This is a genomic window from Alkalicoccus saliphilus (genome assembly GCF_003044065.1).
Taxonomy (GTDB): domain Bacteria; phylum Bacillota; class Bacilli; order Bacillales; family Salisediminibacteriaceae; genus Alkalicoccus; species Alkalicoccus saliphilus.
In genome coordinates this window covers 36,905-61,542 of the sequence record NZ_PZJJ01000021.1, presented here as the reverse complement: position 1 = coordinate 61,542, position 24,638 = coordinate 36,905, and the positions used below count along the sequence as shown (strand labels likewise).

General features: G+C 44.7%; 28 protein-coding genes and 1 riboswitch. Of the genes, 19 read left to right on the top strand and 9 right to left on the bottom strand.

Annotation, left to right across the window (positions count from 1 at the left end; all coding sequences use genetic code 11):
* The first annotated feature begins 132 nt into the window (after positions 1 to 132).
* Both C6Y45_RS12310 and C6Y45_RS12305 read left to right on the top strand, forming a co-directional pair.
* Positions 133 to 792, top strand: coding sequence for an HAD family hydrolase (locus C6Y45_RS12310; protein WP_107585528.1), 660 nt, complete (start codon positions 133 to 135; stop codon positions 790 to 792).
* 94 nt (positions 793 to 886) lie between these two features.
* A complete protein-coding gene (locus C6Y45_RS12305; protein ID WP_107585527.1) occupies positions 887 to 1,333 on the top strand; it encodes a hypothetical protein in 447 nt (148 codons plus the stop codon).
* 141 nt (positions 1,334 to 1,474) lie between these two features.
* On the opposite strand, the gene C6Y45_RS12300 is transcribed toward C6Y45_RS12305, so the two are convergent.
* Positions 1,475 to 2,575: a GGDEF domain-containing protein gene (locus tag C6Y45_RS12300; protein WP_107585526.1), complete on the bottom strand. Its 1,101-nt coding sequence runs from the start codon at positions 2,573 to 2,575 to the stop codon at positions 1,475 to 1,477.
* 217 nt (positions 2,576 to 2,792) lie between these two features.
* Positions 2,793 to 2,893, top strand: a riboswitch (TPP riboswitch).
* Positions 2,894 to 2,997: 104 nt separating this feature from the next.
* Between C6Y45_RS12300 and tenA the strand changes: the two genes are divergently transcribed.
* The 6 genes from tenA (at position 2,998) to rlmD (ending at position 8,968) form a co-directional block, all read left to right on the top strand.
* Positions 2,998 to 3,696 (top strand): thiaminase II, encoded by a 699-nt coding sequence (gene tenA, locus C6Y45_RS12295; protein ID WP_107585525.1) that lies wholly within the window; start codon positions 2,998 to 3,000, stop codon positions 3,694 to 3,696.
* A 131-nt stretch (positions 3,697 to 3,827) separates the two neighbouring features.
* On the top strand, positions 3,828 to 4,229 hold the full coding sequence (locus C6Y45_RS12290; RefSeq protein WP_107585524.1) for a general stress protein: 402 nt from the start codon (positions 3,828 to 3,830) through the stop codon (positions 4,227 to 4,229).
* 198 nt (positions 4,230 to 4,427) lie between these two features.
* On the top strand, positions 4,428 to 4,628 hold the full coding sequence (locus tag C6Y45_RS12285) for a hypothetical protein (RefSeq protein WP_107585523.1): 201 nt from the start codon (positions 4,428 to 4,430) through the stop codon (positions 4,626 to 4,628).
* A 202-nt stretch (positions 4,629 to 4,830) separates the two neighbouring features.
* Positions 4,831 to 6,492 (top strand): Na/Pi cotransporter family protein, encoded by a 1,662-nt coding sequence (locus C6Y45_RS12280; RefSeq protein ID WP_245922651.1) that lies wholly within the window; start codon positions 4,831 to 4,833, stop codon positions 6,490 to 6,492.
* Positions 6,493 to 6,716: 224 nt separating this feature from the next.
* On the top strand, positions 6,717 to 7,445 hold the full coding sequence (locus C6Y45_RS12275) for a response regulator transcription factor (protein WP_107585521.1): 729 nt from the start codon (positions 6,717 to 6,719) through the stop codon (positions 7,443 to 7,445).
* A 152-nt stretch (positions 7,446 to 7,597) separates the two neighbouring features.
* Positions 7,598 to 8,968 carry a 23S rRNA (uracil(1939)-C(5))-methyltransferase RlmD gene (gene rlmD, locus C6Y45_RS12270; protein ID WP_107585532.1) on the top strand — a complete coding sequence of 457 codons (1,371 nt, stop codon included), beginning with the start codon at positions 7,598 to 7,600 and terminating at the stop codon, positions 8,966 to 8,968.
* 141 nt (positions 8,969 to 9,109) lie between these two features.
* On the opposite strand, the gene C6Y45_RS12265 is transcribed toward rlmD, so the two are convergent.
* The gene (locus tag C6Y45_RS12265; RefSeq protein ID WP_107585520.1) at positions 9,110 to 9,394 is read right to left on the bottom strand and encodes a hypothetical protein; all 285 of its coding nucleotides are present in this window, start codon (positions 9,392 to 9,394) and stop codon (positions 9,110 to 9,112) included.
* Positions 9,395 to 9,802: 408 nt separating this feature from the next.
* Between C6Y45_RS12265 and C6Y45_RS12260 the strand changes: the two genes are divergently transcribed.
* The 3 genes from C6Y45_RS12260 to C6Y45_RS12250 all read left to right on the top strand — a co-directional run bounded on the left by C6Y45_RS12260 (position 9,803) and on the right by C6Y45_RS12250 (position 11,860).
* Positions 9,803 to 10,291 (top strand): GNAT family N-acetyltransferase, encoded by a 489-nt coding sequence (locus C6Y45_RS12260; protein WP_107585519.1) that lies wholly within the window; start codon positions 9,803 to 9,805, stop codon positions 10,289 to 10,291.
* A 132-nt stretch (positions 10,292 to 10,423) separates the two neighbouring features.
* A complete protein-coding gene (locus C6Y45_RS12255) occupies positions 10,424 to 10,906 on the top strand; it encodes a GNAT family N-acetyltransferase (protein WP_107585531.1) in 483 nt (160 codons plus the stop codon).
* A gap of 141 nt (positions 10,907 to 11,047) precedes the next feature.
* The gene (locus C6Y45_RS12250) at positions 11,048 to 11,860 is read left to right on the top strand and encodes a class I SAM-dependent methyltransferase (RefSeq protein WP_107585518.1); all 813 of its coding nucleotides are present in this window, start codon (positions 11,048 to 11,050) and stop codon (positions 11,858 to 11,860) included.
* A gap of 187 nt (positions 11,861 to 12,047) precedes the next feature.
* Here C6Y45_RS12250 and C6Y45_RS12245 read toward each other — a convergent pair whose 3' ends face one another.
* A complete protein-coding gene (locus C6Y45_RS12245; protein WP_107585517.1) occupies positions 12,048 to 12,986 on the bottom strand; it encodes a DUF6612 family protein in 939 nt (312 codons plus the stop codon).
* Between the two features lie 236 nt (positions 12,987 to 13,222).
* Positions 13,223 to 13,837, bottom strand: a complete 615-nt coding sequence (locus C6Y45_RS12240; protein WP_107585516.1) for an RraA family protein — start codon at positions 13,835 to 13,837, stop codon at positions 13,223 to 13,225.
* 416 nt (positions 13,838 to 14,253) lie between these two features.
* Between C6Y45_RS12240 and C6Y45_RS17600 the strand changes: the two genes are divergently transcribed.
* Positions 14,254 to 14,544 (top strand): hypothetical protein, encoded by a 291-nt coding sequence (locus C6Y45_RS17600; RefSeq protein ID WP_160058347.1) that lies wholly within the window; start codon positions 14,254 to 14,256, stop codon positions 14,542 to 14,544.
* A gap of 127 nt (positions 14,545 to 14,671) precedes the next feature.
* Here C6Y45_RS17600 and C6Y45_RS12230 read toward each other — a convergent pair whose 3' ends face one another.
* Positions 14,672 to 15,412 (bottom strand): alpha/beta hydrolase, encoded by a 741-nt coding sequence (locus C6Y45_RS12230; RefSeq protein ID WP_107585514.1) that lies wholly within the window; start codon positions 15,410 to 15,412, stop codon positions 14,672 to 14,674.
* 285 nt (positions 15,413 to 15,697) lie between these two features.
* Complete coding sequence (locus C6Y45_RS12225; RefSeq protein WP_107585513.1) at positions 15,698 to 16,738, bottom strand: NAD(P)/FAD-dependent oxidoreductase; 1,041 nt, start codon at positions 16,736 to 16,738, stop codon at positions 15,698 to 15,700.
* 123 nt (positions 16,739 to 16,861) lie between these two features.
* On the opposite strand from C6Y45_RS12225, the gene C6Y45_RS12220 reads away from it, so the two are divergent.
* The 4 genes from C6Y45_RS12220 to C6Y45_RS12205 are packed head-to-tail and all read left to right on the top strand — an operon-like array spanning position 16,862 to position 20,676.
* Positions 16,862 to 17,698 (top strand): ABC transporter ATP-binding protein, encoded by an 837-nt coding sequence (locus C6Y45_RS12220; protein ID WP_107585512.1) that lies wholly within the window; start codon positions 16,862 to 16,864, stop codon positions 17,696 to 17,698.
* Positions 17,658 to 18,650, top strand: a complete 993-nt coding sequence (locus C6Y45_RS12215) for an iron-hydroxamate ABC transporter substrate-binding protein (RefSeq protein ID WP_107585511.1) — start codon at positions 17,658 to 17,660, stop codon at positions 18,648 to 18,650. Before C6Y45_RS12220 ends, C6Y45_RS12215 begins: the two co-directional genes overlap by 41 nt.
* Before the next feature lie 23 nt (positions 18,651 to 18,673).
* On the top strand, positions 18,674 to 19,672 hold the full coding sequence (locus tag C6Y45_RS12210; RefSeq protein WP_107585510.1) for a FecCD family ABC transporter permease: 999 nt from the start codon (positions 18,674 to 18,676) through the stop codon (positions 19,670 to 19,672).
* Positions 19,672 to 20,676, top strand: coding sequence for a FecCD family ABC transporter permease (locus C6Y45_RS12205; protein ID WP_107585509.1), 1,005 nt, complete (start codon positions 19,672 to 19,674; stop codon positions 20,674 to 20,676). Before C6Y45_RS12210 ends, C6Y45_RS12205 begins: the two co-directional genes overlap by 1 nt.
* A gap of 74 nt (positions 20,677 to 20,750) precedes the next feature.
* Here C6Y45_RS12205 and C6Y45_RS17595 read toward each other — a convergent pair whose 3' ends face one another.
* The gene (locus tag C6Y45_RS17595; RefSeq protein WP_107585508.1) at positions 20,751 to 20,948 is read right to left on the bottom strand and encodes a hypothetical protein; all 198 of its coding nucleotides are present in this window, start codon (positions 20,946 to 20,948) and stop codon (positions 20,751 to 20,753) included.
* 437 nt (positions 20,949 to 21,385) lie between these two features.
* Between C6Y45_RS17595 and gvpA (C6Y45_RS12195) the strand changes: the two genes are divergently transcribed.
* The 3 genes from gvpA (C6Y45_RS12195) to C6Y45_RS12185 all read left to right on the top strand — a co-directional run bounded on the left by gvpA (C6Y45_RS12195) (position 21,386) and on the right by C6Y45_RS12185 (position 22,242).
* Positions 21,386 to 21,649, top strand: a complete 264-nt coding sequence (gvpA, locus tag C6Y45_RS12195) for a gas vesicle structural protein GvpA (protein ID WP_107585507.1) — start codon at positions 21,386 to 21,388, stop codon at positions 21,647 to 21,649.
* 91 nt (positions 21,650 to 21,740) lie between these two features.
* The gene (gvpA, locus tag C6Y45_RS12190; RefSeq protein WP_107585506.1) at positions 21,741 to 22,004 is read left to right on the top strand and encodes a gas vesicle structural protein GvpA; all 264 of its coding nucleotides are present in this window, start codon (positions 21,741 to 21,743) and stop codon (positions 22,002 to 22,004) included.
* A 67-nt stretch (positions 22,005 to 22,071) separates the two neighbouring features.
* Positions 22,072 to 22,242: a CsbD family protein gene (locus C6Y45_RS12185; protein WP_107585505.1), complete on the top strand. Its 171-nt coding sequence runs from the start codon at positions 22,072 to 22,074 to the stop codon at positions 22,240 to 22,242.
* A 484-nt stretch (positions 22,243 to 22,726) separates the two neighbouring features.
* Here the strand turns inward: C6Y45_RS12185 and C6Y45_RS12180 are convergent, their stop codons facing one another.
* Together C6Y45_RS12180 and C6Y45_RS12175 are read right to left on the bottom strand one after the other, a co-directional pair.
* A complete protein-coding gene (locus C6Y45_RS12180) occupies positions 22,727 to 23,830 on the bottom strand; it encodes a YeiH family protein (RefSeq protein ID WP_107585504.1) in 1,104 nt (367 codons plus the stop codon).
* Between the two features lie 23 nt (positions 23,831 to 23,853).
* Positions 23,854 to 24,564: an aspartate/glutamate racemase family protein gene (locus tag C6Y45_RS12175; protein ID WP_107585503.1), complete on the bottom strand. Its 711-nt coding sequence runs from the start codon at positions 24,562 to 24,564 to the stop codon at positions 23,854 to 23,856.
* Positions 24,565 to 24,638: the final 74 nt, after the last annotated feature.

Sequence of the window (24,638 nt, the reverse complement as noted above, 5' to 3'; positions counted from 1 at the left end):
TCCCAAATGATCCTAAGACCATTATCTAGAAATATCTCGAGGTGTCCAAGAGGAAAGTATCCTTGAGAAGAAAGCAAGAGAAATTGATAAGTTCCAAAGGGACTTAAACATACTATACGAGGAGGGACGTTCATGAAAGCAGTACTTTTTGATTTTGACGGGACGCTCGCTGATACACTGCCGGTATTGTATCATTCGTTCCGCACCGTATTTCTGGAATTTGATGGGCAGGAATATTCCGATGAGGAGATCCGCAGTATGTTTGGTCCTCCGGAAACAATAATTATTGACACAAAGGTACAGCACCCGGATAAAGAAAGTGCCAGAAAGCTGTTTTACGAAACGTATGAAAAGAAACATCAAGAGCTCGTTAAAGAAAATGCAAAAGTAACCTATCTCCTGGATCAGCTCTCAGAAAAAGTACAACTTGGAATCATTACCGGCAAAGCACGGCGGAGTTTGGAAATTTCTCTCCGGGAACTGCGGATGGAGCAGTATTTTGATGTGCTTGTACCCGGGGATGAAGTGGAAAAAACGAAGCCCGCGCCGGAAGGTATCGAAAAAGCATTGAGAAAGATTGGAGTTAACAAAAAGGACGCTGTCTTTGCCGGCGATAGTGACGGTGATATCAATGCTGGACTGGATGCCGGTGTGGAAACCGTGGGTGCCCTCTGGCTTCCTAATGTTCAGCAGACAAGTTTTGACAGGCAGCCGGACCGGATTTTTAAAGATGCCGGGGAATTTCTTACTTTCTGTCTGGACAAAATCGAGGATAATGAGGCATCAGAGTAAGTATTGTACTCCAGAGTGAAATCTGTTCTTGCAATTCGGCTTTTCAGCAGTGAATAATAGAAGTATACAATTTCAGCAAAAAGGAGGAAAGACGATGCGCCGCATATTGCTGCTGGCCGCAGGGCTGCTTTTTTTAGGAGCCTGTGAAGCGGAAGAAACAGTGAAAGAAGATGATTATGAGACGTTTAAAGATAAAGTAAATGAAGAGAGCTTCACGGGCTTCGTATACTTAGGAGAGAAATGGGAAATGGAGCAGGCAGAGTATATTCCCATGATTGCGGAAGTTTTCCAGGAAACAGGAGCTGTCCTGTATTACGGGGATCTTAACAGTATGGAAAACGTAACGAGAGAAAAATTCAGCGGCGACCGGATCGATCCTGATATTTATCTGCCGGTAAATCGTCTGGCTTACATTAAAGAAGGGGAAGTTGTTTCAGAATGGGGAGCCCGCGAAGGCCGCGACCCTGAAGAAGTCGAAGAGCAGATTCGTCACTTTATCGATAAATACAGTAGTGGAAACTATGATCATAAAAAAGAATAATGGTTAATAACAAAAAAGTACCGGACTGCCGAAATATCGGATCCGATACTTTTTTATGTTTAGTCTATCTTGAAATAAAGAGAAACGCTCGCTTTTCTTTCCATTCTCCTTTAGGTGGGAGTGGATCTTCTAAAGCTGTTTTTAGTTCATCTGCAGCTCAAGGGTACCATAATCGCCGGCAGTGACAACCTGGTTTCTGCCGTTGCTTTTAGCAGCGTAAAGGGCTTTATCTGCTTCTGCTATTAATTCGTGAGCCGGGGACGTTTCCGGGTGGGAAGCTGCCCCGATAGATACAGTAATATGAATGGTTTTACCGGTTTCAAGTTCAAAAGAATTTTTCTCCACGGCAGCACGGACCCTCTCTGCCGTAGTATATGCTTCCTCCAGCGTCGTATCAGGCAGCATTACAGTAAACTCCTCCCCGCCGTTCCGGCTCACGATGTCTTTTTCCCTGACGTTATGCTGGATAAGCGTCCCAAGCTGCTGCAGGACCACATCACCTTCCTTATGTCCGAACGTATCGTTAATATTTTTAAAATAATCGATGTCGATATAAAGAAGTGAAAGGTTTTCTTTGTTTTTTTCTGCTTCGTTTGTTAAAAAGTTGTACTTTTCGTCAAATTGACGCACATTGTGCAGTCCGGTCAAACTGTCAGTCAGTGAGTCTTCCCTATAACGCTTCACAAGTATCTGCATTTCGCGGGTGGACTCTATCGTGTAAAAAGCAACCGCTCCGGCCAAATAGGATATTCCCCAGAATAAAGGCACTAGAAAAAGTAATGTCTGGACGTCCTGGAGCAGGTAGAGAATCACTACAGTGAAAATAATGTTCGAAGAAGTAAGCATGGCGGTAATACGGGACTTTCTTGTCGGCAGCTTATTTACGAGCAGGGCGGATATAGTGACAGCAGCGATTAAAAGCATGGCGGTGACAGAAGAGACACTGACGCTGATTAAAAAGCGTCCGCTGATGATCAATCCCATCGTTATCAAAGCCGGAATCGCCCCGCCGTAATAAGCGGTCAGGAGGACGGGAATATGCCGGAGATCCACCATTGTTTCTCCGAATTCCATACTGTACTGCATCAGCAGGTTGGAAAGAAGTCCCGCCATGATCCCCATAAACAGTTTCAGGCGAAGTGAAACAGTATTATACAAAACAGAGGATTTTGTAAAGTGAGTATACAAAAACAAACATGCCATTAAAATGGCCAGATTGGAAATCAGCTCTTTAAAAATCATAAAGGGATCCCGGTAAATGTATTAAATGTTTTTAAAACATTTGTATGGTAAAAGTATAGCATAAAGTTTATATATGGCAGGTAATTATCCTATTATTTTCCTTGCTGAGGCAGTGATTTTTACGTACTAAGCGCTGTCCTTGATTATTGAGATCATTAAGTGTTTTAATATAGTATTTTGCAAACAATGAAATTTTTGTTTATGATGGATGATATAGAATATCCACTAGGGGAGCCATATGGCTGAGACGAAGTTTACTTCGGACCCTTTGAACCTGATCTGGTCAATACCAGCGGAGGAAAGTGGCGGTTGTATGCGGATTAATGATTAAGCGCAGCAGCTTCTCTTTCCCCTGGGACAGAGAAGCTTTTTTGTTCCGGGGTGTGGATGTTCTTCCTATTCTATCGTAGGAGGAAGATATCATGAAATTTTCAGAAAAGCTGAGACAGGAGGCGGATCCGATTTATGAAGCAATTTTTAAGCATCCGTTTGTCCAGGGAATCGCAGAAGGCAGCGTACCGAAAGAAGCTCTCATTCACTACGTAAAGCAGGATTACGAATATTTAACAGCTTTCTGCCGCATTTACGGAATGGCTGTATCAAAATGTGAAAACAGAGAAGAGATGTCCTTCTTCCAGAACCAGATTGGATTTATTCTGCATGAGGAAATTCATCCTCATAATAATTTTTGTGAAGCGGCAGGGGTGCGGTATGAAGACCTTCAAAAAGCTCCGCTTGCACCGACGGCCCATCATTATACGAAGCACATGCTGGAAGCTGCTGCCGGCGGAACGCTTGGTGAAACATTGACGGCACTTGCTCCATGTCCCTGGACGTACTGGGAGATTGGAAGCCGCCTCATGAAGGAAGTGGATCCTTCTCCAAATCATCCTTTTTACGACTGGATTACTTTTTACGCCGATAAAGAGGTATCGAAAATTACGAATACTTTTAAAAAATTGATCGACGAGTGTGCAGAGAAGGCCGGAGAAAGAGAGCGGGAGCAGATGTGTGAAAATTTTCTCGTGAGTGCACGTCTGGAGCACCGTTTCTGGACGATGGCTTATGAGCAGGAGACATGGGAAATGGTGAACTCCTCTTTGAACCAGGGCAGAAATTAGACTAAAGAACTAATTTTTAAAAAAATATATAAAACGATTATTAATCACCTTTCTTAGTTTAATAAATGCTTTAAGCGGAAAAAGACATATATAACCGTTACTATGTCATTATTACAGGAGGATGATATAATATGGCAAAACGAGTTATCGGTGTTTACGAAGGTGAAATAGAGGCGAAGGAAGTAGTAGAGAGTCTGGAAAAAGAAGGATATCAGCCGTTTGAAGTTGTTTTGATGACTAACGATGCTGATACTACTTCATGGCTGCGTGATGAGACTGATGCGAAAGTTGATTCGGCCGACGCCCACCATACGCAGACAGACGGGGACAACGCTTCGTTCTGGAAGAAAGTAAAAGAAGCTGCCAAAGGAAACATCTCCTTTCACGGCAAAGATCTCGATAACAGCGGTAAATCGCTTGTAGAATACGGCTTAACTCCGGAACAGGCCGACGTGTATAAAAGTGAGATACAGGACGGGAAAGTGCTCGTACTTGTTCCCGAAGAACCGAGTCAAAAAAAGCAGTCGAATTAACGAAAAAGTCACTGTAAATATTTCTTGAAAGCAGAAAGAGACGAAGCGTCAGCTTCGTCTCTTTTCTACATATCTGATGAATAATTTTCGAAAGGGTCGAAGAAGAATTGTTTTAAAAAATCAGAAAACGAATAACTGCGAAACAGAAAGGGTATAGAGAAAAGAGATTCAATCAAATATACAAGGAGTGTCCTGCTTATGAAAGAAGATTTTATTAATGATTCACGTCTGAACAGCCTTCCCCGCGCAGAAAAAGAAGAATACGATAAGCTGACGAAACAAATAACCGATGAAAAGAAAAAGTTGGAAGTGGACTTTCCGGGAGAACCGGAAGACAGGCTGGCGATTGAGCATCAAATTGAATTACTGGAAGAAAAGAGACAAAGAATCCTGCTTTAAAAGCAGGGTTCTTTTTTTGTTCAGTTTTTTAGTCGGAATCTTGTTATTAAAAATTCTGCTCACTTTCTTTTCTACTTTATTTCTTATTTGATTGAGTCATTAACATCTTTACAAAATGTTAATAATTCAAATACAAAGAATTTACAATGAGTTGTTATGGTTACTTTTGGGATAAATAATAACTTAATGAATTAGGGAGATGATGACTTTGGATGTACAGTCAATACTGTTTCTCTTCTTAGGAGGACTGGGAATTTTCCTCTTTGGAATTAAATATATGAGTGACGGTCTGCAGAAAACGGCAGGAGAAAAGTTAAGAAAGATCCTGGAAGCTGCAACAAAAAGCCCAATCCGTGGCGTCTTTGCGGGGATGATGGTAACTGTGATGCTGCAGACCTCCTCCGGTTCTACCGTTATGATCATAGGGCTCGTAAACGCCGGTCTTTTAACTTTCCGGCGGGCGATACCCATGTTTCTCGGTGCGAACCTCGGCACGACCGCTACAGCTTTTTTAATTTCTTTTAAGATTGGCGATTTTGCTTTACCAATATTATTTTTAGGGACGTTTTTAATATTCTTTTTCAACAAAAAAAGAATTAATAACATCGGCCAGGTTATTTTTGGTTTCGGAATGATTTTTCTGGGACTAAACACAATGTCAGAGGGACTATATCCGTTCAGGGACTCCCAGGCATTTGTTGATATGATGGCAACATTTGGGCAGAATCCAATTTTAGGAGTAATTGCAGGAACCACATTTACTATTATTGTGCAGAGTTCCACTGCGGCTATAGGGGTACTTCAGACAATGGCAGTGGATGGGCTCGTAACACTTGATCAGGCGCTCCCTATATTGTTTGGAGATAATATTGGCACAACAATAACAGCGGTGATAGCATCTATCGGTGCGACGGTGGCAGCCAAAAGGGCAGCGATGATTCACGTTATATTCAACGTAACCGGTACGATTATGTTTTTGATCATACTTCCTATAGTTCAGGCAGTAGTCATCTGGATGTCGAGTACATTTGGAGGCGATATTGCACGGGAAATTGCTTACGCTCACGGCCTGTTTAACTCGGTAAACGTAGTGCTGCAGTTTCCACTCATTGCTTTTTATGCTTATATCGTAACGAAACTGATCCGGGGAGATGAAGATATTATTCAGCACGGTCCAAAACATCTGGAGCCGGGCCTCATTCAGCAGCCGACATTTGCTCTGGAAAAAGCCAGGCAGGAAGTTGTGCATATGGGCTCCCTTGCAAAAGAAAACGTAGCCCACTCAACAAATATGCTTCTCAATAACGATTTAAAAGAAGGAGAGCGGACAAAAAGAAAAGAAGAGATTATCAATGACTTAAACACTCATATAATGGATTATCTTACGAAAATTGGTGTACGGTCACTGAATCAGGAACAGTCTTCAATGAACTCTCAGCTTATGCATAACGTAACGGACATTGAGCGGGTAGGAGACCATTGTGAAAACTTAATGGAGCTTTCCGAATACTCCATTGCTCATAAAATCAATTTTTCAGAAGAAGGAACGAACGAATTGAAACACATGATACACGTAACTTCTGAGGCTTTCGGATACGCCCTGGAGGCATTGGAAAATCATGACATTGGGGCGGCTATGAAAGTGCTGGAACTTGAAGGTCAGATCGACTCACTGGAGAAAGAAGGACGGAAAGCTCATGTTAAACGTATGAATACAGGCGTGTGTACTGGAGCGAGCGGCATGGTGTTCCTTGATATGCTGAGCAATCTGGAACGTATCGGCGATCATGCATCCAACATGGCTGAAAGTGTTATTCAAATGAATCAGGAAATATACGGATCTGCTGCCGGAGGGAACGAGTAAGCAGCTTGGAATCAAGCTGAGTTAATAAACTCTTTTGCCTTCAGTGGTGCTGGAAACGGTCATGACATATTTGTTATGGCCGTTTTCAGAATACAGACACAGCAGTTTTCAAGTTTATGAAGAGTGAATATATCAGAACGTTTTTATGTCATTTCCGCCGGAGCAGAAGTAGAACAGCGAAAAGCAGCTTGTAATATTCGTTATTAGTGGAGGGGATATGTTAGATGAGAGGGAAGACAATTCTGGTAATAGAAAAAAATAATTTTTGTAGAGAAGAAATCAAGGATGCTTTGAAAGCAGCGGATTTTGATGTCTGGGAAACAGGAAACAGTGAAGCTCTTTTCGGACCGCTTTCTCATCTTTCTCCAGACGGTATCGTACTCGATGGAAATATGAAGGATAAATCAGGAAAGTTGATCAGCAGCAGAATCCGTGAGCTCATGCCCAATGTCCCTCTTCTTGTAACGACAGAAAATCCTGAGGAGCTGGAAGTTGTTCTTCATCTTGAGAGAGGAGCAGACGACTGCATGTTGAAGCCCGGACGGCCCCGGGAACTGGTCAGCCGGATAAGAACACTTCTGCATAGAGCACCGCTCGATCAACCGGCAGGAGAAATATGTCTGCCGAGCGGGGTAATTACGAACGGAGACATTAAAGTCAACCTTTTGAATCACAAGGTATATGGAGAGGAAAAAGAGCTTGCCATGAGTTCAAAGGAACTTGCTCTCCTTACATTTCTCCTCCTGAATCAGAACCGGTCATTTACAAGAAAAAAGTTATTGGAAGTTGTAATAGATAAGAAGGAAGAACGCTCCTTCCGTGTGATTGATGCACTAATCAGCCGGATCCGGGAGAAAATAGAAATAAATCCCCGTCGCCCTAGGTATATTAAAACTGTCCGTAAAAGAGGGTATATGATGGAATCAATACCTGACGCGAAAAAAGAAGAATAAAAAAATTCCCTTCTGTTGTCTTTTGACAGCGGCCTCCGCACGGCGGTAAAATAAGTAACTGCTGAACGAAAGATTGACAGCTCACAACGTATACTTCCTGGAAAACTAAAAGGATATCATAGAGAGGGGAAAGGAAATTGACTTCTGAAACGATGAAGGCCACGGTGCACGAACTGGATTACAAAGGATCCGGTCGGGCGGAAGTGTGGCGTGAAAACGAGAAAGGAAACTTAAAAAAACTGAAACTGACAATTCCCCAGACGCTCCCGGGGGAAGAGGTCCAGGTTACCGTGCCGGCACGAAGGCTGAAGCGGTGGCGGACAGATGCAGATAAAATTATCGCTGCGCACGAAGAACGGGTGGAACCTCCCTGTCCTCACTTTGTGAAGTGTGGCGGCTGTGTATGGCAGCACTGGCAGTACGAAGGACAGCTGAAGGCAAAGACGGACTATGTCAAACGTGCATTGGAAAACGTAAACTTTGATCCTTCCCTGGTCCGGGATACGCTTGGCATGGAGGAACCGTGGCACTACCGGAACAAAATGGAATTCACCTTTGCACCGGATGGTTCTCTCGGTTTGATGGAGCAGGGGAATTTCCGTAATGTAATTCCTTTGGAAACATGTTTGATTGCCGGCGAGGACATGGTGAAAACGGCAATGGAAACAGCGGAATGGGCGGAAGAATACGCCCTGGAAGGGTACGATAAAGAGGAGCATACCGGTCTGCTCCGGCATTTGATGGTCCGTCAGTCCTTTGCGACAGGCGAAATTATGCTCGGCGTCTTTGCAACAGAATCTCCGGAAGGACGGCTTAAAGAAGCAGTGAATGCATTCGTAAAACGCATCGAAAACAAGTTTCCCCAGGTAAAAAGCATCATGTGGCTCGAAAACCGGGACTGGGCGGACCGTGCCCAGTCGGAAGAGACGCATCTTCTTTCCGGCCGGGACTTTATTTACGACGAAATGTCCGGATACCGGTTCCGGCTCTGGTTCGATACGTTCTTTCAGACAAACCCGCTGCAGGTGCAGAAACTGGTGGATCTTGCACTTGAAATGGCTGAGCCGAAGAAAACAGAAAAAATGATGGATTTGTTCTGCGGAGTTGGAACGTTCTCGCTTCCATTTGCAGATAAGGTCGGATCACTGGCGGGAATTGAACTGGTGGAAAGTTCCATAGCCTCTGCAAGAAGAAATGCTGAAGAAAATAACGTAAACAATACGATATTCCTTGCCAATAACGCAAGAGAAGGGATCGAACAGATGCTGGAATCGTTCGGACGTCCCGAACTGCTGCTTCTTGACCCGCCGCGCTCCGGAGCCGGAGGCAAAGTAATGCGGAAAATCGGGCGGGCTCGGCCGGAACGCGTCGTATACGTTTCCTGCAATCCGGATACGTTTGCAACAGATATTAAAGAGCTTGAAGCCTTCGGTTACGAACTGAAAACGGTACAGCCGGTGGACTTGTTTCCTCAGACTGTACACGTCGAGTGCGTGGCGAGACTTGAAAGAAAAGACAGCTGAAAATTAACAGAATCGGATAAAACCCGATGAATAATTTCAGTTTGCATTTTTATTTCTGTACCTGCGAAAGGCATAAAGCAAAATAAGGACCGGCTCACCTGTCTGTTTAACAGACAGGAGCCGGTCCTTTTTTGCTGATGTTTATTCTACAGAAGAGGCGATCTTTTCTATAGAGGCCTTAACGGTTGCTTTATCTCCCCCGCAGTAGAACGCTGCGAGAAGTTCATAGGAAGCTCTCAGATCGATCAAATAACAGTCGTGCGTTTCCGTATTGTATACAAAATGGCTGACTTCCTCTCCGGTGGAACCATCGAGCACTTTATAATGTTCAAGATCAAATAATTCACGGATGCCGGCCTGGGACATTTCCATAAATTCTTCCCTTGATACTTTTCTTTGCGCAGTGAATATTTTACTCATATCCATATTAAAACCTCCAAAAAATTAAATTTATATGAGAGGGGAGAGGACGCATATACCCTAACATTCATAAGAGAGCGGCAGAAAAACCCATCCTTCCCACTTTAACTCACACAAATGTATTATAAAGTATTGGGGATTTATAATAAAATAATTAGGGCTTTAGAAGAAGGAAGGAATTTCATAAGTTTTTCAGAAAAGGTTATTTGAGCACTGTAAATGATTTTTGCTTCAGAAATCACCGATTTTTCGTAAATTAGCGTTTTAAACTGGGCTTACTGTCATATGTACACGAAGGTATGAATAGTTGTGAATGCTCATCAGCATTTGGGGAATGTATATAGTTTCTATAATGCTGGTTTATAGGTGATAAAATGAATGGAGTAACAGCTGTTGAGAATGGGGAGGTAATGTATGTTTATAAGAGAAGCAGAACTTTCGGATGCAGATATTATCCGTAACCTGATGTGGGAAGCCTTTTCCATTTATAATAATGATAATCCGCCGTCCGGAGCTGTGAAAGAGACAGCAGAGACAATCAGGGAAGGTTTAAACAATGGAGAAGAAGCGTTGATAGCATTTGTAGATAACGAACCGGCAGCAGTAGTACGGTATACGAAAAGAGATCACGGATGGTACTTTTTCCGGCTCGCTGTGCATCCTTCCATGCAGGGTGGAGGTCTTGCAAAATCACTCATTAAAGCTCTGGAGGATCATTTTCTGACGCTCGGGATTGATTATCTTTACTGTAAAGTACGAAAAGATACGCCGGAAAACATTGCAAAATATGAAAGCTGGGGCTATCAAATTTTTGAGGAAGAAACGATTCAAAAGCCGGGGAAATCGCCTATTGAAGTTGTATCGATGGAAAAAAGGCTTTACCGTGCCGAAAGTTCAGGGTAGTTGATTACGTCTGGAAGAGGAATACAAAGAATACCTTAAAGACGCGGAGAAGTTTCTTAAGCAGGCAGGGTCGGTGTGTAAGATCAATTCCGTGCCGCCTGGCCGGCAGAAGGAGGAAGCATAGTGACAAAAATGATAATAAGAAAAGCAGTAACTGAAGATATTTCATCTATACAGAACATTGCTTATGAAACGTGGCACGATACTTACGACGGAATGATACCGAGAAATGTACAGAATAAATTTCTTGGCAGAGCCTATTCCGATGAAAACATGCCAGGAAGAATTGCAAGAACTTCTTTATTTGTAGCTGTAGATAAAGAACAAATCATCGGCTTCGCCAATTTCTTTTACAAAAATCCTCAGGAGGCAGAATTAGGAGCACTTTACGTCCTTCCTGCAGCACAGGGGAAGAAGGCTGGTACTAAGCTGCTGGAAGCAGGCATACAGGAGAAACCAAGCCTCCGGGAAATTTATGTGGAAGTAGAGCGTGAAAATGTAACAGGAACTGCTTTTTATGAAGCCCGGGGTTTTAAATTGCTGGAGGAATACGAAGAAGAGCTTTATGGCCATAAACTCCAGACAAGACGGATGAAGCTGGCTTTACCTGAATAGTATAGATTATCAGTCATTTGGAAAAATATAGTATTTAATGGAATTTTTCACTAATAGACTTTGTGGAATGTTATAATATAAGTTCATTCATCACGCAGACACCTGACGAGGGATACTCCACTACGGAACGGAGGAAACTGTATGAAAGTGAACTTTGGAAATGTAGCGGACAATTACAGCCTGTACCGGAATGACCTCCCGGCAGATTTTATTCCGGCTCTTATAATAAGAGGGTACGAAATTAAAGGGAAGAAGGCAGCTGACCTTGGTGCAGGGACCGGAGTGCTGACAAGAGCTCTATGTGAAGAAGGAGCAGATGTGACTGGTATAGAACCTTCCAGGGAACTTATTAAAAAGGCAGAAGAACAAAATAAAGAAGAGGGGACGCAAATCAAATATAAATACGGGTGTGCTGAATCAACGGGCTTGAGAGACGAACATTTTGATTACGTTACAGTGTTTAGAGCGTGGCACTGGTTTGACCGGCAGAAAGCTCTAGAGGAAATCAGGAGAATTTCAAAAAAGAACAGTACGTTAATTGTTGCTGATTCCGGATTTGTCTCCAAGTCAAAAGTAATTAGAGATACTATGGACATAGTTGGTAAATATAAACACGGAGGAAAAATAATACCGGCCGGAGCAAAAGCCGAAGCCGGTCAGGTCATTAACGGATTTCCAGTCGATTGGTTCCGGGAATGGCAGGATGCACATTTTGATCTGCAGGAAATATATAAGTTCACTTACGATGTGCTTTTCACAAATGAAGACTGGTGTGGAAGAGTAGGATCGCTTTCGTGGATGGCAGAATTTGAAGGGAAGAAGCAGCAGGCTATTTTAAATGAACTGTATGATCATCTGCTTTATACTTTCGGGGAAACAGACCATAAAATAGAACACAGCTGCTTTACGGCTGTTCTTAAACGAAATCCGGATCCGGTCGATCAGATGTATTAACACAGTACACTGCCAGCATTTATGGAATGTTAGAGCCATATGCTTTGCTGGTAATTAACTTAATAAATCCGGCATGAAGTTCTTATTATGTCTTCATAAAATCAGAAAAGGATACAGAGCGAAGTTGTCGCTCTGTATCCTTTTTAGTTTAGTTTATTATACTTTAAGATAGAAGGAAAATCAGCTGCTACTGCTCTGTTTTTCTTGTTCTGCGGCCCATTACAAGCACTCCGCCTGCTGCTGCAGCAAGGAGCAGTCCTGCAGCAGTCCATATCGGCTGGTTTGTTGCTGTAGCCGGTAGTTCATCGCCTTCTTCAACCTCTCCGGCTTCATCTATTTCTTCCTCAATCATTTCTTCAATATCCACAGCTTCTTCCAAAACTTCTTCCGGAATATCGAAGTCTTCCACTCCGTTAAAGTTATGGAACTCCATGTCCATTGTCTGATCCATGGAAACTTCCATCCCTTCTGCCTGAAGCTCCATTGTCAGGTCAATGGAAGCCTGAGTGAGGTAATAACTTTCCTGATCCACGTACAGTTCATAAGAGAAATGGGAAATATCAAGCTCGTCCATCATATCCTCCATGCCTTCTTCCTCACCGTAAAGCTCTTCACCATACTGATCCATAACATCCTCCAGCTCATCTCCGCTGCCGGAATAGGAAATTACGTAGTATCCGTTTTCTTCTTCAAGCTCCAGATCATCACCCCAGACCATCGCTTCATCCATCTGATCTCCCGGGTCATACATATTGGCATCGATGCCCTCATCAATCTTGTACCACCCTCCGTCACCGTCCTCTTCATAATAGCCTTCATCTGTAATGTAGGAAGTGCGCGTCTGTTCCCCTGAACCGTCCGGCATCTGATCTGTTGTTTCCTGACGGATTTTCAAAGGATCCAGAATGACATCCTGCTTCACTGTGGATTGAACATCAATATCTTCCTCACCGTCGCCCATGGACATATCGATGTCAATAACACTTGAAAAGCTGTCGAGGTTCTCCATTGCTTCGTTTGATTCGTGAAGAATATCTTCAGCGTTATGCTCTTCAGCAGAAACTGATACAGCTCCTGCCATAAAAAGTCCTGCAGCGGTGACGGTAAATAAGCTTGTTTTCTTCAAAAAACCCCATCCTTTGTTTATGTATTTGTAACCAAAGTAGTCACTGTTATATACTTTTTCCTTCTGGTGGAAAATAAAACCACTAATTGCCAATATTATACTTTGTCAGGTCTTTTGAATGGGAAATGGAGGGATGTAAAACATTTTTTCTCTATCTATTGTTACATGAATATAAAAACTGTCCAGACAGGGCTGGACAGTTTGATGAGGAAGCAACGGATCGGACGTATTTGTATTCAGCTCAACTGCTTATTAATATATTCCAGAGCGGATTCCCTGCTTTTCAGTACTTTTTCTTCCCGTTCCTCATCTTTAATGATTTTTTCTTTTGACTTATCGAGTATATCCTGAGCCTTTTCCTGAGGTACGACGACCACACCGTCTATATCGCCGACAATAATATCTCCTGTACGCACGACTGTGCTGCCGCAGGAAATTGGAATTCCGGTCTCTCCGGAACCGTGCTTGTCACTTGCCGCAGCCGTTGTTCCTTTGCAGAATACAGGGAAATCGAGATCCAGTATTCCATTCATATCACGAACCGCCCCGTCGATTACGACACCTCTGAGTCCCATCGTTTTTGCAACCCCGATAACAAAATCGCCGCATGAGGCATTTTCCATATATCCTTTAGCGTCAATCACCAGAATATCGCCTTCCTGCGCTTCTTTGATACCTTTCATAACAAGCTTATTGTCGGCTGCCCGGAGTTTTACTGTATAGGCCCTGCCGGCTGTATGCGTGTCACGCTTCAGCGGTTTAATGGACTGTTCCATATTCGTCAGTCCATTCAGCGCGTCTGATACAGCAGTGGCAGGTATTCGGGCAAATTCTTTAATTACTTCCGTCATTATGTATAACCTCCATTATGCAGGATTCAGCCGAAGCTCCTGAAATCAGAACGTAAGTATAGGAGGACAATCAGCCGTATATGTAAATTTTAACATAAATTGGAGGGGGTTACTTGTTGATATCAGTTTTTTCAGATAATAAAATCAACCTCTTAAATACGATTCTCACAGTTTGTATGGATAAAAATGAATATTTATATTCTCAAGTTCGCTTTTAATGTATGGACCCAGTGAAAAACGACGGGGGCAGAAAGGCAGTGGAAGGTAAGCCCATAAAAGCGTTCGTCTGAAACGTATAATATCATCGGCTGTTCGTTTTAATCCATGCTGATGTGTATGATAAAATTCGTTTTACTGGCATTCCTTATCTGAAAAAAGACGGATAACATACATCTGTTTATAAAGTATTTTTATACATGCGTAGACATTTCCCTACTTTCGCCTCCGCAGGATCTTTCCTGGCGGGCCGGCTTCAGCTAATTTCTTCCTCCCAAACGGATCTTCTGCTCGTCCTATCTCGCCTCGGGAGTCGCCTGCTGCAGCTCCAGCAGGAAAATAAAAAGAAGGTTTCTCTTCTAAAAAACGTGTTGATTCCGCTCTTTCTTCCGTTCAGGAGAGGCTTTTTCCTCCGAAACGTCCGGCGGGGACGCCGGTGGGATGAAGCGAAGTCGGAAGATCCTTTTCAAAGCCGGAGGGCAAATAGCTGACGACGAGCCCCACGGCAGGCTCGGGAGTGCAGGAGAAAGCTGTACGTTCAGAAGAATCATTATTCTGAAATCGAGACTTAATCAACACTCTGAGAGCCCTCCAGCAGCGGCTGGAGAGCTCATGATTTTAAATATGGTGTTTCATAAACGTTACTGATTGTTCGATAATCTTCTGCTGATCATGATCGAGAGTTGCGACGTGATAGCTGTTTTCCAGCTGCACCAGTGTTTTATCCGTAGAGGAAATCTGGTCATGTATAAGCTGGGAATTTTCCGGCGGAACTACATGATCATCTTTTGAAACGAAAAGAAGCACGGGACATTCCACTCGGGGCAGGTTCAGTTTAACTTTTTTCATCAGATCAAGCAGCTGTCCAACAGAGGCGACAGGTGTTTTTTCATAGGCAAGCTCTGTAACGTCTGGTTTTTTAATATCAGATCCGATCGGATCGATAAACCGCTCCTCCATATGACGCACCGGTTCCATCGCAGGGACATCGACGGCGGCATTGATTGTAATGATACCGTTAATTTCCGGATGATGCTCCGCCATATAAAGCGCAAGAGTACCGCCCATGGACAGACCGGCGATAAAAACGTAGTCGCAGCGTTCTTTAAGCCACGTATAGCCTTCTTCTATAGAAGCAATCCAGTCTTCATAAGTGGACTGTTCCATATCTTCGTAGTGAGTGCCATGCCCCTCGAGGCGGGCGCCATATACCGTATATCCAGCTTCTGCAAAGGCGCTTCCGAGTGGGTGCATACTTTGTGTTGTTCCGGTAAATCCATGGGAAACGAGTACCCCTGCGTTCATTCCTTCTACCTTAAACGGTTCCGCTCCCTTCATTACTTTCCACTGCTCCTGCATCGTAACCCCTCCTGATAGATGAAATACTAATACTTGTTTAATTCGATAGAAGAAAGCGTTTTCCTTCATTAACAAATAGAAAAAATAGGAGAGGCTGGTGATTTTTTAGTTTTTCAATATTAACAGCACAGGCAGAGTATGGATGTTACAAAAGCAGGGGGAGAGGGAACTTTGTCACTCTCCTCTATTAAAAAGTTGTATTGTAGAACCCCGTTTTCGACTGAGAGATAAGAGGCGCTCTTCAGTAGAGAAAGCTTTTTATGAGAGAACATAATGTTGATCTGTTCACGTTGTTATTATGGACCGTTTTATTGCAGCGTTTCGGGCTGCAAACACTTCGTTATGGGAAGATACTTTACCCTTCGACTGGGCGGACGGATCAATATACTGCTTTGCAGCGTTAACAGCATTGCCGGCATCCTGAAAAGCGCCTGCAAGCAGGTTCAGTTTTCCTTCATGCTGCATCACATCCCCAGCAGCATAAAGCCCTTTGACATTTGTACGACCGTCCGCTGTGGCAGCGATCTGCTGGTTTTCAGTAAGACCGAGTGCCAGGGATGTTTCTTTAAGAAAACCAAGCTCCCGCTCATAGCCGTGATTTACGAGCACATGGTCAATATCGATAATTTTTCCGGCTTCAGTGCCGCATTTCAGCTCGACCCGGTCAATTTTTGTGCCGCTCTCGTCCGCAATCAGCCGCTGGATGGACGTAAGGAATTGACAGTCGATGGAGGAACAGAGCAGTTTATCCACTTCCGACTCGTGCGCTTTCAGCGTCTCGTTCCGACAGCTGAGAATAACTTTTCGCGCGACGTCTTCCAGCATATTGGCCCAGTCGATAGCGGCATTGCCGCCGCCGGAAATAAGAACCGTTTTATCCCGGAACGTGTTAAGGGACTGGACAGTGTAATGAAGATTTGTAATTTCAAACCGTTCTGCTCCGTCCACCTGAAGGCGCTGGGGAGTTATAATTCCTCCGCCGGCAGCCGCAATTACAGCTTTGGAAAAAAAGGTCCGGCCGTCTTCCGCTGTGATCTCAAAAACGTCGTCATCTCTTTTTTTAATATCCACGACAGTAGTGTCCAGTTCAACTACCGGATCGAAGGTTAATCCCTGCTGGATAATCTGCCTGCAGAAGTCCGAACCAGTAACAGGAGGGACGCCTCCAACGTCCCAAATAACCTTTTCCGGATAAAGTCTGACTTTTCCGCCGAGCTCACTCTGTGCTTCTATCAGCCTCACGTTCATACCGCGTACTCCGCTGTAAAAAGCGGTATACAGTCCTGCCGGCCCGCCTCCAATAATCGTTACGTCCCGAACTTCCATCCTGATTCCTCCCTGAAATATGTAATTGACAATCATTCTCAACAGCATTATGATTATCATTGTAACTGAGAATGAGAACTATTATCAATATATTTTAAATAAATTTACAGGTGGTGGACTCATATGAAAAAGCTCCAGGCTACAGCTCTTCAAGTAAGCTATGGCAGCCGGCCGGTAATTGATAATTTGCATACGTCATTTCCGGAAGGAAAAATCACAACGGTTATCGGTCCGAACGGATGTGGAAAATCCACGCTTTTAAAAGCGGTTTCCCGGCTCCTTTCTCCGGAGTCCGGAGGAGTGTATCTGGACGGTGAAAACATACAGCACACGAACACGAAGAAGCTTGCCCGGAAAATGGCACTGCTTCCACAGACGCAGAAAGGGGCCGCCGGTCTGACCGCCTGGGAACTTGTTTCCTATGGAAGATATCCACACCAGCGGGCTTTTGGAAGGCTGAGCCGATACGACCGGGAGCGTATAGCCTGGGCTATGGGTATTACCGGTACGACCGATTATAAAGATCACCCGGTGGATGGTCTTTCCGGAGGTCAGCGTCAGCGCGTCTGGATTGCGATGGCCCTTGCCCAGGATACAGAATTAATCATTCTGGATGAGCCTACGACGTACCTGGACATGGCTCATCAGCTGGAAGTTATGGAACTTCTGCAGAAACTGAACCAGGAGGAAGGACGCACGATCGTCATGGTGCTGCACGATTTGAATCAGGCAGCCAGATACTCCGATCATCTTATTGCGATGAGGTCCGGTGAGATTGTGCAGGAGGGGCCAAGCCAGGAAGTAATTACGGCACATACACTCCGCCGCGTATTCGATATTGAAGCGCTGATAGGTAAAGATCCATATACAGGAACACCAATGTGCATGACATATCATTTAATAAAGGGAGAGACACATAATGAAAAGAACACTTATCGCAGCATCCGTGCTAATGCTTAGTTTAACTGCCTGCGGCACAGAAGAAGGGAGCACTGATGCTTCCGGGACAGATAACGGCAATGTGGAAAACAATGCGAATAACGGCAGTAATGAAGAAAATAACGAAAACAGCGAGAACAAAGGTGGACGTGAAGAGGCAGACACCATTGTCTATGAATCAGAGAACGGACCGGTGGAAGTGCCTGCGGACCCTCAGCGGGTAGCGGTACTGTCAACTTTTGCCGGTAACGTGATGGCCCTCGACGTGCCGGTAGTCGGGGTCGATTCCTGGAGTATGGACAATCCCCAGTTTGAAGAAGAACTGGAGGGAGTGGAGGTCGTCAGTGATGAAAGTCTTGAAAAGCTGATTGAAATGGAACCGGATCTTATTGTCGGTCTTAACAATATGAACAACGTTGATCAGCTGGAAGAAATTGCTCCTACGGTTACATATGAATATGGAGCAGTCGATTATCTTGAACAGCATATAGAAATAGGTAAGCTTCTGAATAAAGAAGAGGAAGCCCGTGAATGGGTGGATAACTTCCGGGAAGAAGCAGGAGCACTTGGAGAAGAGGTAAAAGAAGAAATAGGAGAAGATACAACTATATCTGTATTCGAAAATTTCGATAAGCAGCTGTACGTATTCGGCGACAACTGGGGAAGAGGTACAGAAATTCTGTATCAGGAAATGGAACTGGAAATGCCGGAAAAAGTAGAGGAAATGGCTCTGGAAGAAGGGTACTATGCACTCTCTACTGAAGTGCTCCCGGATTTTGCCGGAGACTACATGGTGTTCAGTAAAGTATCGGATGCAGATAACTCCTTTACAGAAACAGAAACGTACCAGTCTATCCCGGCTGTTGAAAACGGGAACGTGATCGAAGTCGATGCGATGTCCTTCTACTTCAACGATCCGCTTACTCTGGAATATCAGCTCGAAGTGTTTGAAGAAGAATTTTTAGAGAAATAAGCCGTCAGTAAGGAGCTTTTAGCATGAACTTTTCCCTGCACCACCGCAGAATATTTCTTTATTATTTCCCAGGGGCGGTACTTCTGCTCGTACTGTCTTTTTTTCTATCGCTTTTTCTCGGGGCTGCGGAAATCAGTGCAGGGGAGTTGCTCCGGACGCTGTTTATTGGAGAGCAGAATGCAATTCTTCGGGAAATTCGTATTCCAAGAGAAGTTGGAGCTGTCCTGACAGGTGCAGCTTTAGCTTCTGCCGGAGCAGTAATGCAGGGGATGACACGTAATCCGCTTGCCGACCCCGGCCTGCTCGGGCTCACAGCGGGAGCCAACTTCGCCCTCGCTGTCGCCATGGTTTTTCTTCCTGTTACAAATTACGTTGGACTGATGGCAGCCTGCATGGGAGGAGCGGCATTTGCTGCGGGCATTGTCTTTGGAGTGAACCGGGCGGCAAAAGGTCCGGTTTCTCCTTTTCGTATTGTATTAGCAGGAGCGGCGGTTACAGCCTTTTTTCAGGCGGGAGCAGAAGGACTTGGTCTCTTATACGGGATTTCACAGGATATCTCCATGTGGACAGCCGGAGGTCTTATCGGAACAAATTGGCTGCAGGTACAGATCATTGCTCCGGTGATCGGCGGCTCTCTTCTTTTGGCTTTTGGTCTGTCCCGTCAGCTGACGCTTCTGCATTTAAACGAAGATACGGCCGTCGGACTTGGTCAGCGGACGGAGCTTGTGAAAGGGCTTCTGTTTTTAACAGTAATTCTTCTCGCTGGAGCGGCCGTGGCACTTGTCGGTAACATGGCTTTTATCGGCCTTATGATCCCGCACATCGTCCGTCCTTTTACCGGGAACGACTATCGTTTGATTCTTCCAATGTCAGCGCTGATCGGGGCTGTTTTTATGCTGCTTGCTGATACAGCCGGCCGGACACTCAACGCCCCTTATGAAACACCGGTAGCTGCCATCGTATCCATTCTCGGTCTGCCGTTTTTCCTCTGGATCGTGAAAAAAGGAGGGCGGTCCCTGTGATGGTGCAGCGTTTATCTCTAATAAAAATACTTACAGCAGGCGCGCTTCTGCTTATGATCACTATTATTATCAGTACAGGAACCGGCGCTTCTTCTTTATCACTCAGCCGGGTGCTGCCGGTTTTATTCGGTCAGGGCACTTTTCCGGAATCGTTCGTATTGTTTTCTGTCCGGCTTCCCAGAATAGCAATTACACTTCTTGCCGGAGCTGCTCTGGCGGTATCCGGGGTTATACTTCAGGGACTTACGAGAAATGATCTTGCCGATCCGGGAATCGTCGGAATTAACTCCGGTGCAGGAGTGGCTGTGGCTGTTTTCTTTTTATTTTTTCCAGTTTCCGCAGGGAGTTTTGTTTATGCGCTTCCTATAGCAGCATTTTTGGGTGCTCTTGTGACGGCTGGGTTAATTTATTTCTTTGCTTATGAAAAGCACCATGGCCTTCATCCAACCCGCTTCGTCCTGGTCGGTGTCGGATTTTCTCTGGCGTTATCCGGTGTGATGGTTGTACTTATTTCCGGAGCTGACCGGGTGAGAGTGGAATTTATCGCTAAATGGCTCGCTGGAAACATATGGGGGACTGACTGGCCGTTTGTTCTGGCACTGTTCCCATGGCTTCTATTACTTCTGCCTGCTGCTTTTTATTTTACCCGGGAACTGAACATGCTCCGGCTGGGTGAAGGAACAGCTGTCGGTGCAGGAGTTCAGATCCAAAAAACACAGGTGCTGCTTCTTTTGACAGCTGTCGGACTGGCAGCTTCGGCCGTATCTGTTACAGGTGGCATCGCGTTTGTCGGACTGATGGCTCCGCACATTGCCCGCTCATTGACCGGGGCAGACCACCGGCGTGTGCTGCCGGCAGCGATGCTTATAGGCGCCTGGCTGCTCGTTACGGCAGACACTGTGGGGCGGGTGCTTATCGATCCGGATGGCCTTCCGGCAGGTATCGTCGTTTCGCTTCTCGGCGCACCTTACTTTATTTATCTTCTTTTACGGAATCCTTCCTGATGTAATAATTAGGTTAAATAGAAACCTTCACGTTTTTTCGTGAAGGTTTCTTTAGGCTGTGGATAAAGTATTTTTTATACAGGCGTAGACATTTCCCTGCTTTCGCCTCCGCAGGACGCTTTCGGGCGGGCCCGCTTCAGCTGATTTCGTCCTCCCAAACGGATCTTCAGCTCGTCCTGTCTCGCCTCGGATTTTCCTGCTGCAGCTCCAACAGGAAAATAAAAAGACGTTTTCTCTTCTAAAAAACGTGTTAATTCCGTCCTTTCTTCCATTCAAGAGAGGTTTTTTCCTCCGGAACGTCCGGCGGGGAAGTCTGTAGTATTGAGCGAATCAGGAAAATCCTTTTCTATCGCGGGAGTTAAAACAGCTGAAAACAAGATCCATTGTAAGGCGGAGCGCAGTTTGGGTTTATAATTACCTGTTAACATCTTAATAATTTTCATAAGGCTAAAAAAGGTGAAAATTAGAATAATGTGTGTTTTTTCTGCCGTAGACGGAAGCCTTGCAGAAAACTTGTTTTCAGAGGGGGGTGGCGAATCGTACTATTTCAGAAAGGATTTTTAGGTAACGAATATTGGATGAGGAAATTCAAGTGTGTAAAAAATTAAACTTCTTTCGTTTAAGGTATATTTTTCGGACTGGGCGGGAATAGAAGAGCACGCATGATATAAATATCCGGAGGAATCTGGAAAAAGGAGTGAGTCACCATATGGGAATTCAAAAAAGTACAGATTCATCCAGCCTGGCAGAAGTCATTGACCGCATACTTGATAAGGGAATTGTCATTGATGTATATGCCCGAATATCTGTAGTAGGTATAGAACTGATTACGATTGAGGCGCGGGTCGTCATTGCGAGTGTGGATACGTGGCTCCGCTATGCGGAAGCTGTCGGTCTTCTGCGGGACGAAGTACAGGGAGAAATTGATTCTGATCTGTCGGAAAGCAGCCGGGGGCAGTTAAGTTATTTTTAACAAATGCTGCCAAGCGAATCAGCACAAACGTATTTGATGCACGTGCAATTTGATTTCATTAATTTCTTAATGAAAGGAGAGGACTGTCTCAATGGGAATTCAAAAAAGTACAGATTCATCGAGTCTGGCAGAAGTTATCGACCGTATACTTGATAAAGGGATTGTCATTGACGTATATGCACGTATCTCTGTAGTAGGCATTGAGGCGATTACAATCGAGGCGCGGGTCGTCATTGCCAGCGTGGATACATGGCTCCGCTACGCAGAAGCTGTAGGGCTGCTTCGGGATGAAGTGCAGGGCGAGATTGATGCGGATCTTTCCGAGGACACGGATAAGCAGCTCAGTTATTTCTAAAATAGTAATGCCCGGTAGAGAAAATGGTTAATTACAACAAATCTTGGCGTAAGAGGAGGGATGCCTAATGTCAGAAAGCAGCAGAGATAAAGCCGAAGGAAAAGGCAGTCAGGCTAAGGGTGTAATGAAAGAAAAGACTGGTCAAGCAGTGAATGACGATAAGATGGCCCGGGAAGGTACAAAAGAAAAAACAAAAGGCTATGCAAAGGAAAAAAAGGGAGAAATAAAAGATAAATAATCAACAAACTGGAAAAGCTGCCCGCTAAACGGGCAGCTTTTTAGTTTGTTGATTAAATGATCAGTGCAGAATTTGTATTCCAGTCGTTTCATAAGCTCCTTCTCCTGCCCTGCCGTGGCTGGTCTTCAGCTGTTTGGCCTGCGCAGTGGTCTGACTGTGCTTTTTCCGACCGGCTCCTCCGACGTTTCAAAGGAAAATCGTTTCTTTATCGAAGAAAATGGACTTATAAAGAGGAATACTTCATAGCAGAAAACTTTTTTTAATATCCTTGCAGCAGCCGAAGGAACGACTCCTGGGCGGTCCAGGACGAGGCGAAGATCCGTTTAGGAAGAAATTAGCTGAGCCCGGCCCGCCCGGAGAGCGTCCCGAAAGGCGAAAGCAGGGAAGCGTCTATCTATACATGAAAAAATACTTTATCAACAGCCTTTTTTAGGATGATTTCATTATGATCGGACATTTATTCTTTTTCAGCTTTATACAGCTATTAAATCCATCCGCCGAGAAGCGAGACCATTACGAGACTGACCAGGGAAACAGTCAGCGCTGCAATGATCCCGACGATCAACGGCCGGACACCGAGCCTGCGGAATATTGCTAAATTTGTTGAAAGGCCAACCGCGGCGAGTGCTGTGCTGAGAAAGTATGTTGTACCAGCGTGGCTGATTCCCTGCCACAACTCAGTCCATAGATCAGGAGAGAGCAGGCCGAAAGCGAGGTCTCTGTTTTCAGCTGTAGTATCTCCAATGGTCCGGAGAACAGCCATGAAAAGAAAACCGAGTACGAAATAAGGAAAAAGTTCCCAAAGGGGTTTCTGCTTCTTCTCTGCACGGCTGTTTCTAAAGTATAAATAAGACATAAGTGGAACTACAGCGATCAAAAAGGCGTTGCGCGTCAGTTTTGTAACGGCTGCTGTATCAATTACCTGCTGGGAACTGTAAAGCTGGTCGTAAATAAGCGAGGCGCCGATCACCTGAGAAGTGTCGTGAATAGCAGTGCCGAGAAAAAGACCTGCACGCACCGGATCTCCGCTGAAAAAAGTATAGGCTAAATAAGGATACAGAAACATACTTACCATACCGAATAAAGTGACAATAGCAACAGCATAGGAAATTTCCGGTTCTTTTGCTTTAATCGCAGGGGCGGTCCCCATGATTGCTGTAATGCCGCATATGCTGGTTCCGACAGCGGTAAGAGTTCCCATACTCCGCTGCTGGTTCAGAAGTCGTGCAGCCCATAAAGTTGTTATTAGAGCTGCAGAAATACACGCGACAATAATAGGAAGACCCCAGGCACCGAGCGTAATAACATCCAGAAGGCTGAGCCGTAGTCCGAGCAGAATGATACCCGCTTTCAGTACTATGCTCATTGCAAAAGAAATCCCTTTTAAGAAAACATCACTCACACCTATAGTATTTCGAATAATTACTCCGAGAAGAACAGCTGTAAAAATAGCAGAAAGGGGGTTTTCTCCTTCGACGACACCAACATATCCGAGCAGCTGTCCGGCAAGTTCAGTGAGCAGCAGAGCAGCTCCCATCAGTGCCATGCACAGTACGAGCCCCGGAATAATAGTTTTTAATTTGTTCATGATTTAGGAAACTCCTCAACATATCAATCTAAGTTAATTAGTCTATCCTTCAGGGAAAAAACAGCTGCTTTTTCGGCATGAAGGCGTGTTGTATCAAAAAGCATTAAGCGGGTGTCCTCCGGCCGCAGAAGCAGCGGCAGCTCTGTACAGCCTAGTATAATACCCTGGGCACCCCGATTTTCCAGGTTAAGAAAAATATCAAGACAGGCTTCTTTGGAAGTTTCTTTCATTATTCCGAGACAAAGCTCTTCAAAAATGATTTTATGTAACAGCTCCTGTTCCTGTTCTGAGGGGACGAGAGTTTTTATACCATACGTTTTCAGCCGGTCTCTGTAAAAAGTTTCCTGCATCGTGAAGAAGGTACCTGTTAAACCGACTGTCTGCAGATTGCTTTTCTGAACAGCTTCAGCGGCTGCATCCGCTATGTGAATAAACGGCACATTAATAGAACTTTCAACTGCTTCTGCGAGTTTATGCATCGTATTCGTACATAGGATGACAGCTTCCGCACCGGCTTCTTCCAGTTTATGTGCCCCTGAAATCAATATTTTTTCAAGTGCTTTCCATTCACCCTTCTGCTGCAGCAGGGCTATTTCTGCAAAATTAAAGGAATGAATGATGCAGGAAGCCGAATGAAGACCTCCGAGTCTGCTTTGTATTTCTTTATTTATAATACGATAATATTCGCTGGTCGACTCCCAGCTCATCCCTCCGAGCAGGCCAAGTGTTTTCATCTTAAATCTCCTCCTGAAAGTTTAAGGTGAAGCCCGCTGCCATACAGGACGGTATCAGCGGAGCATGTACTGCC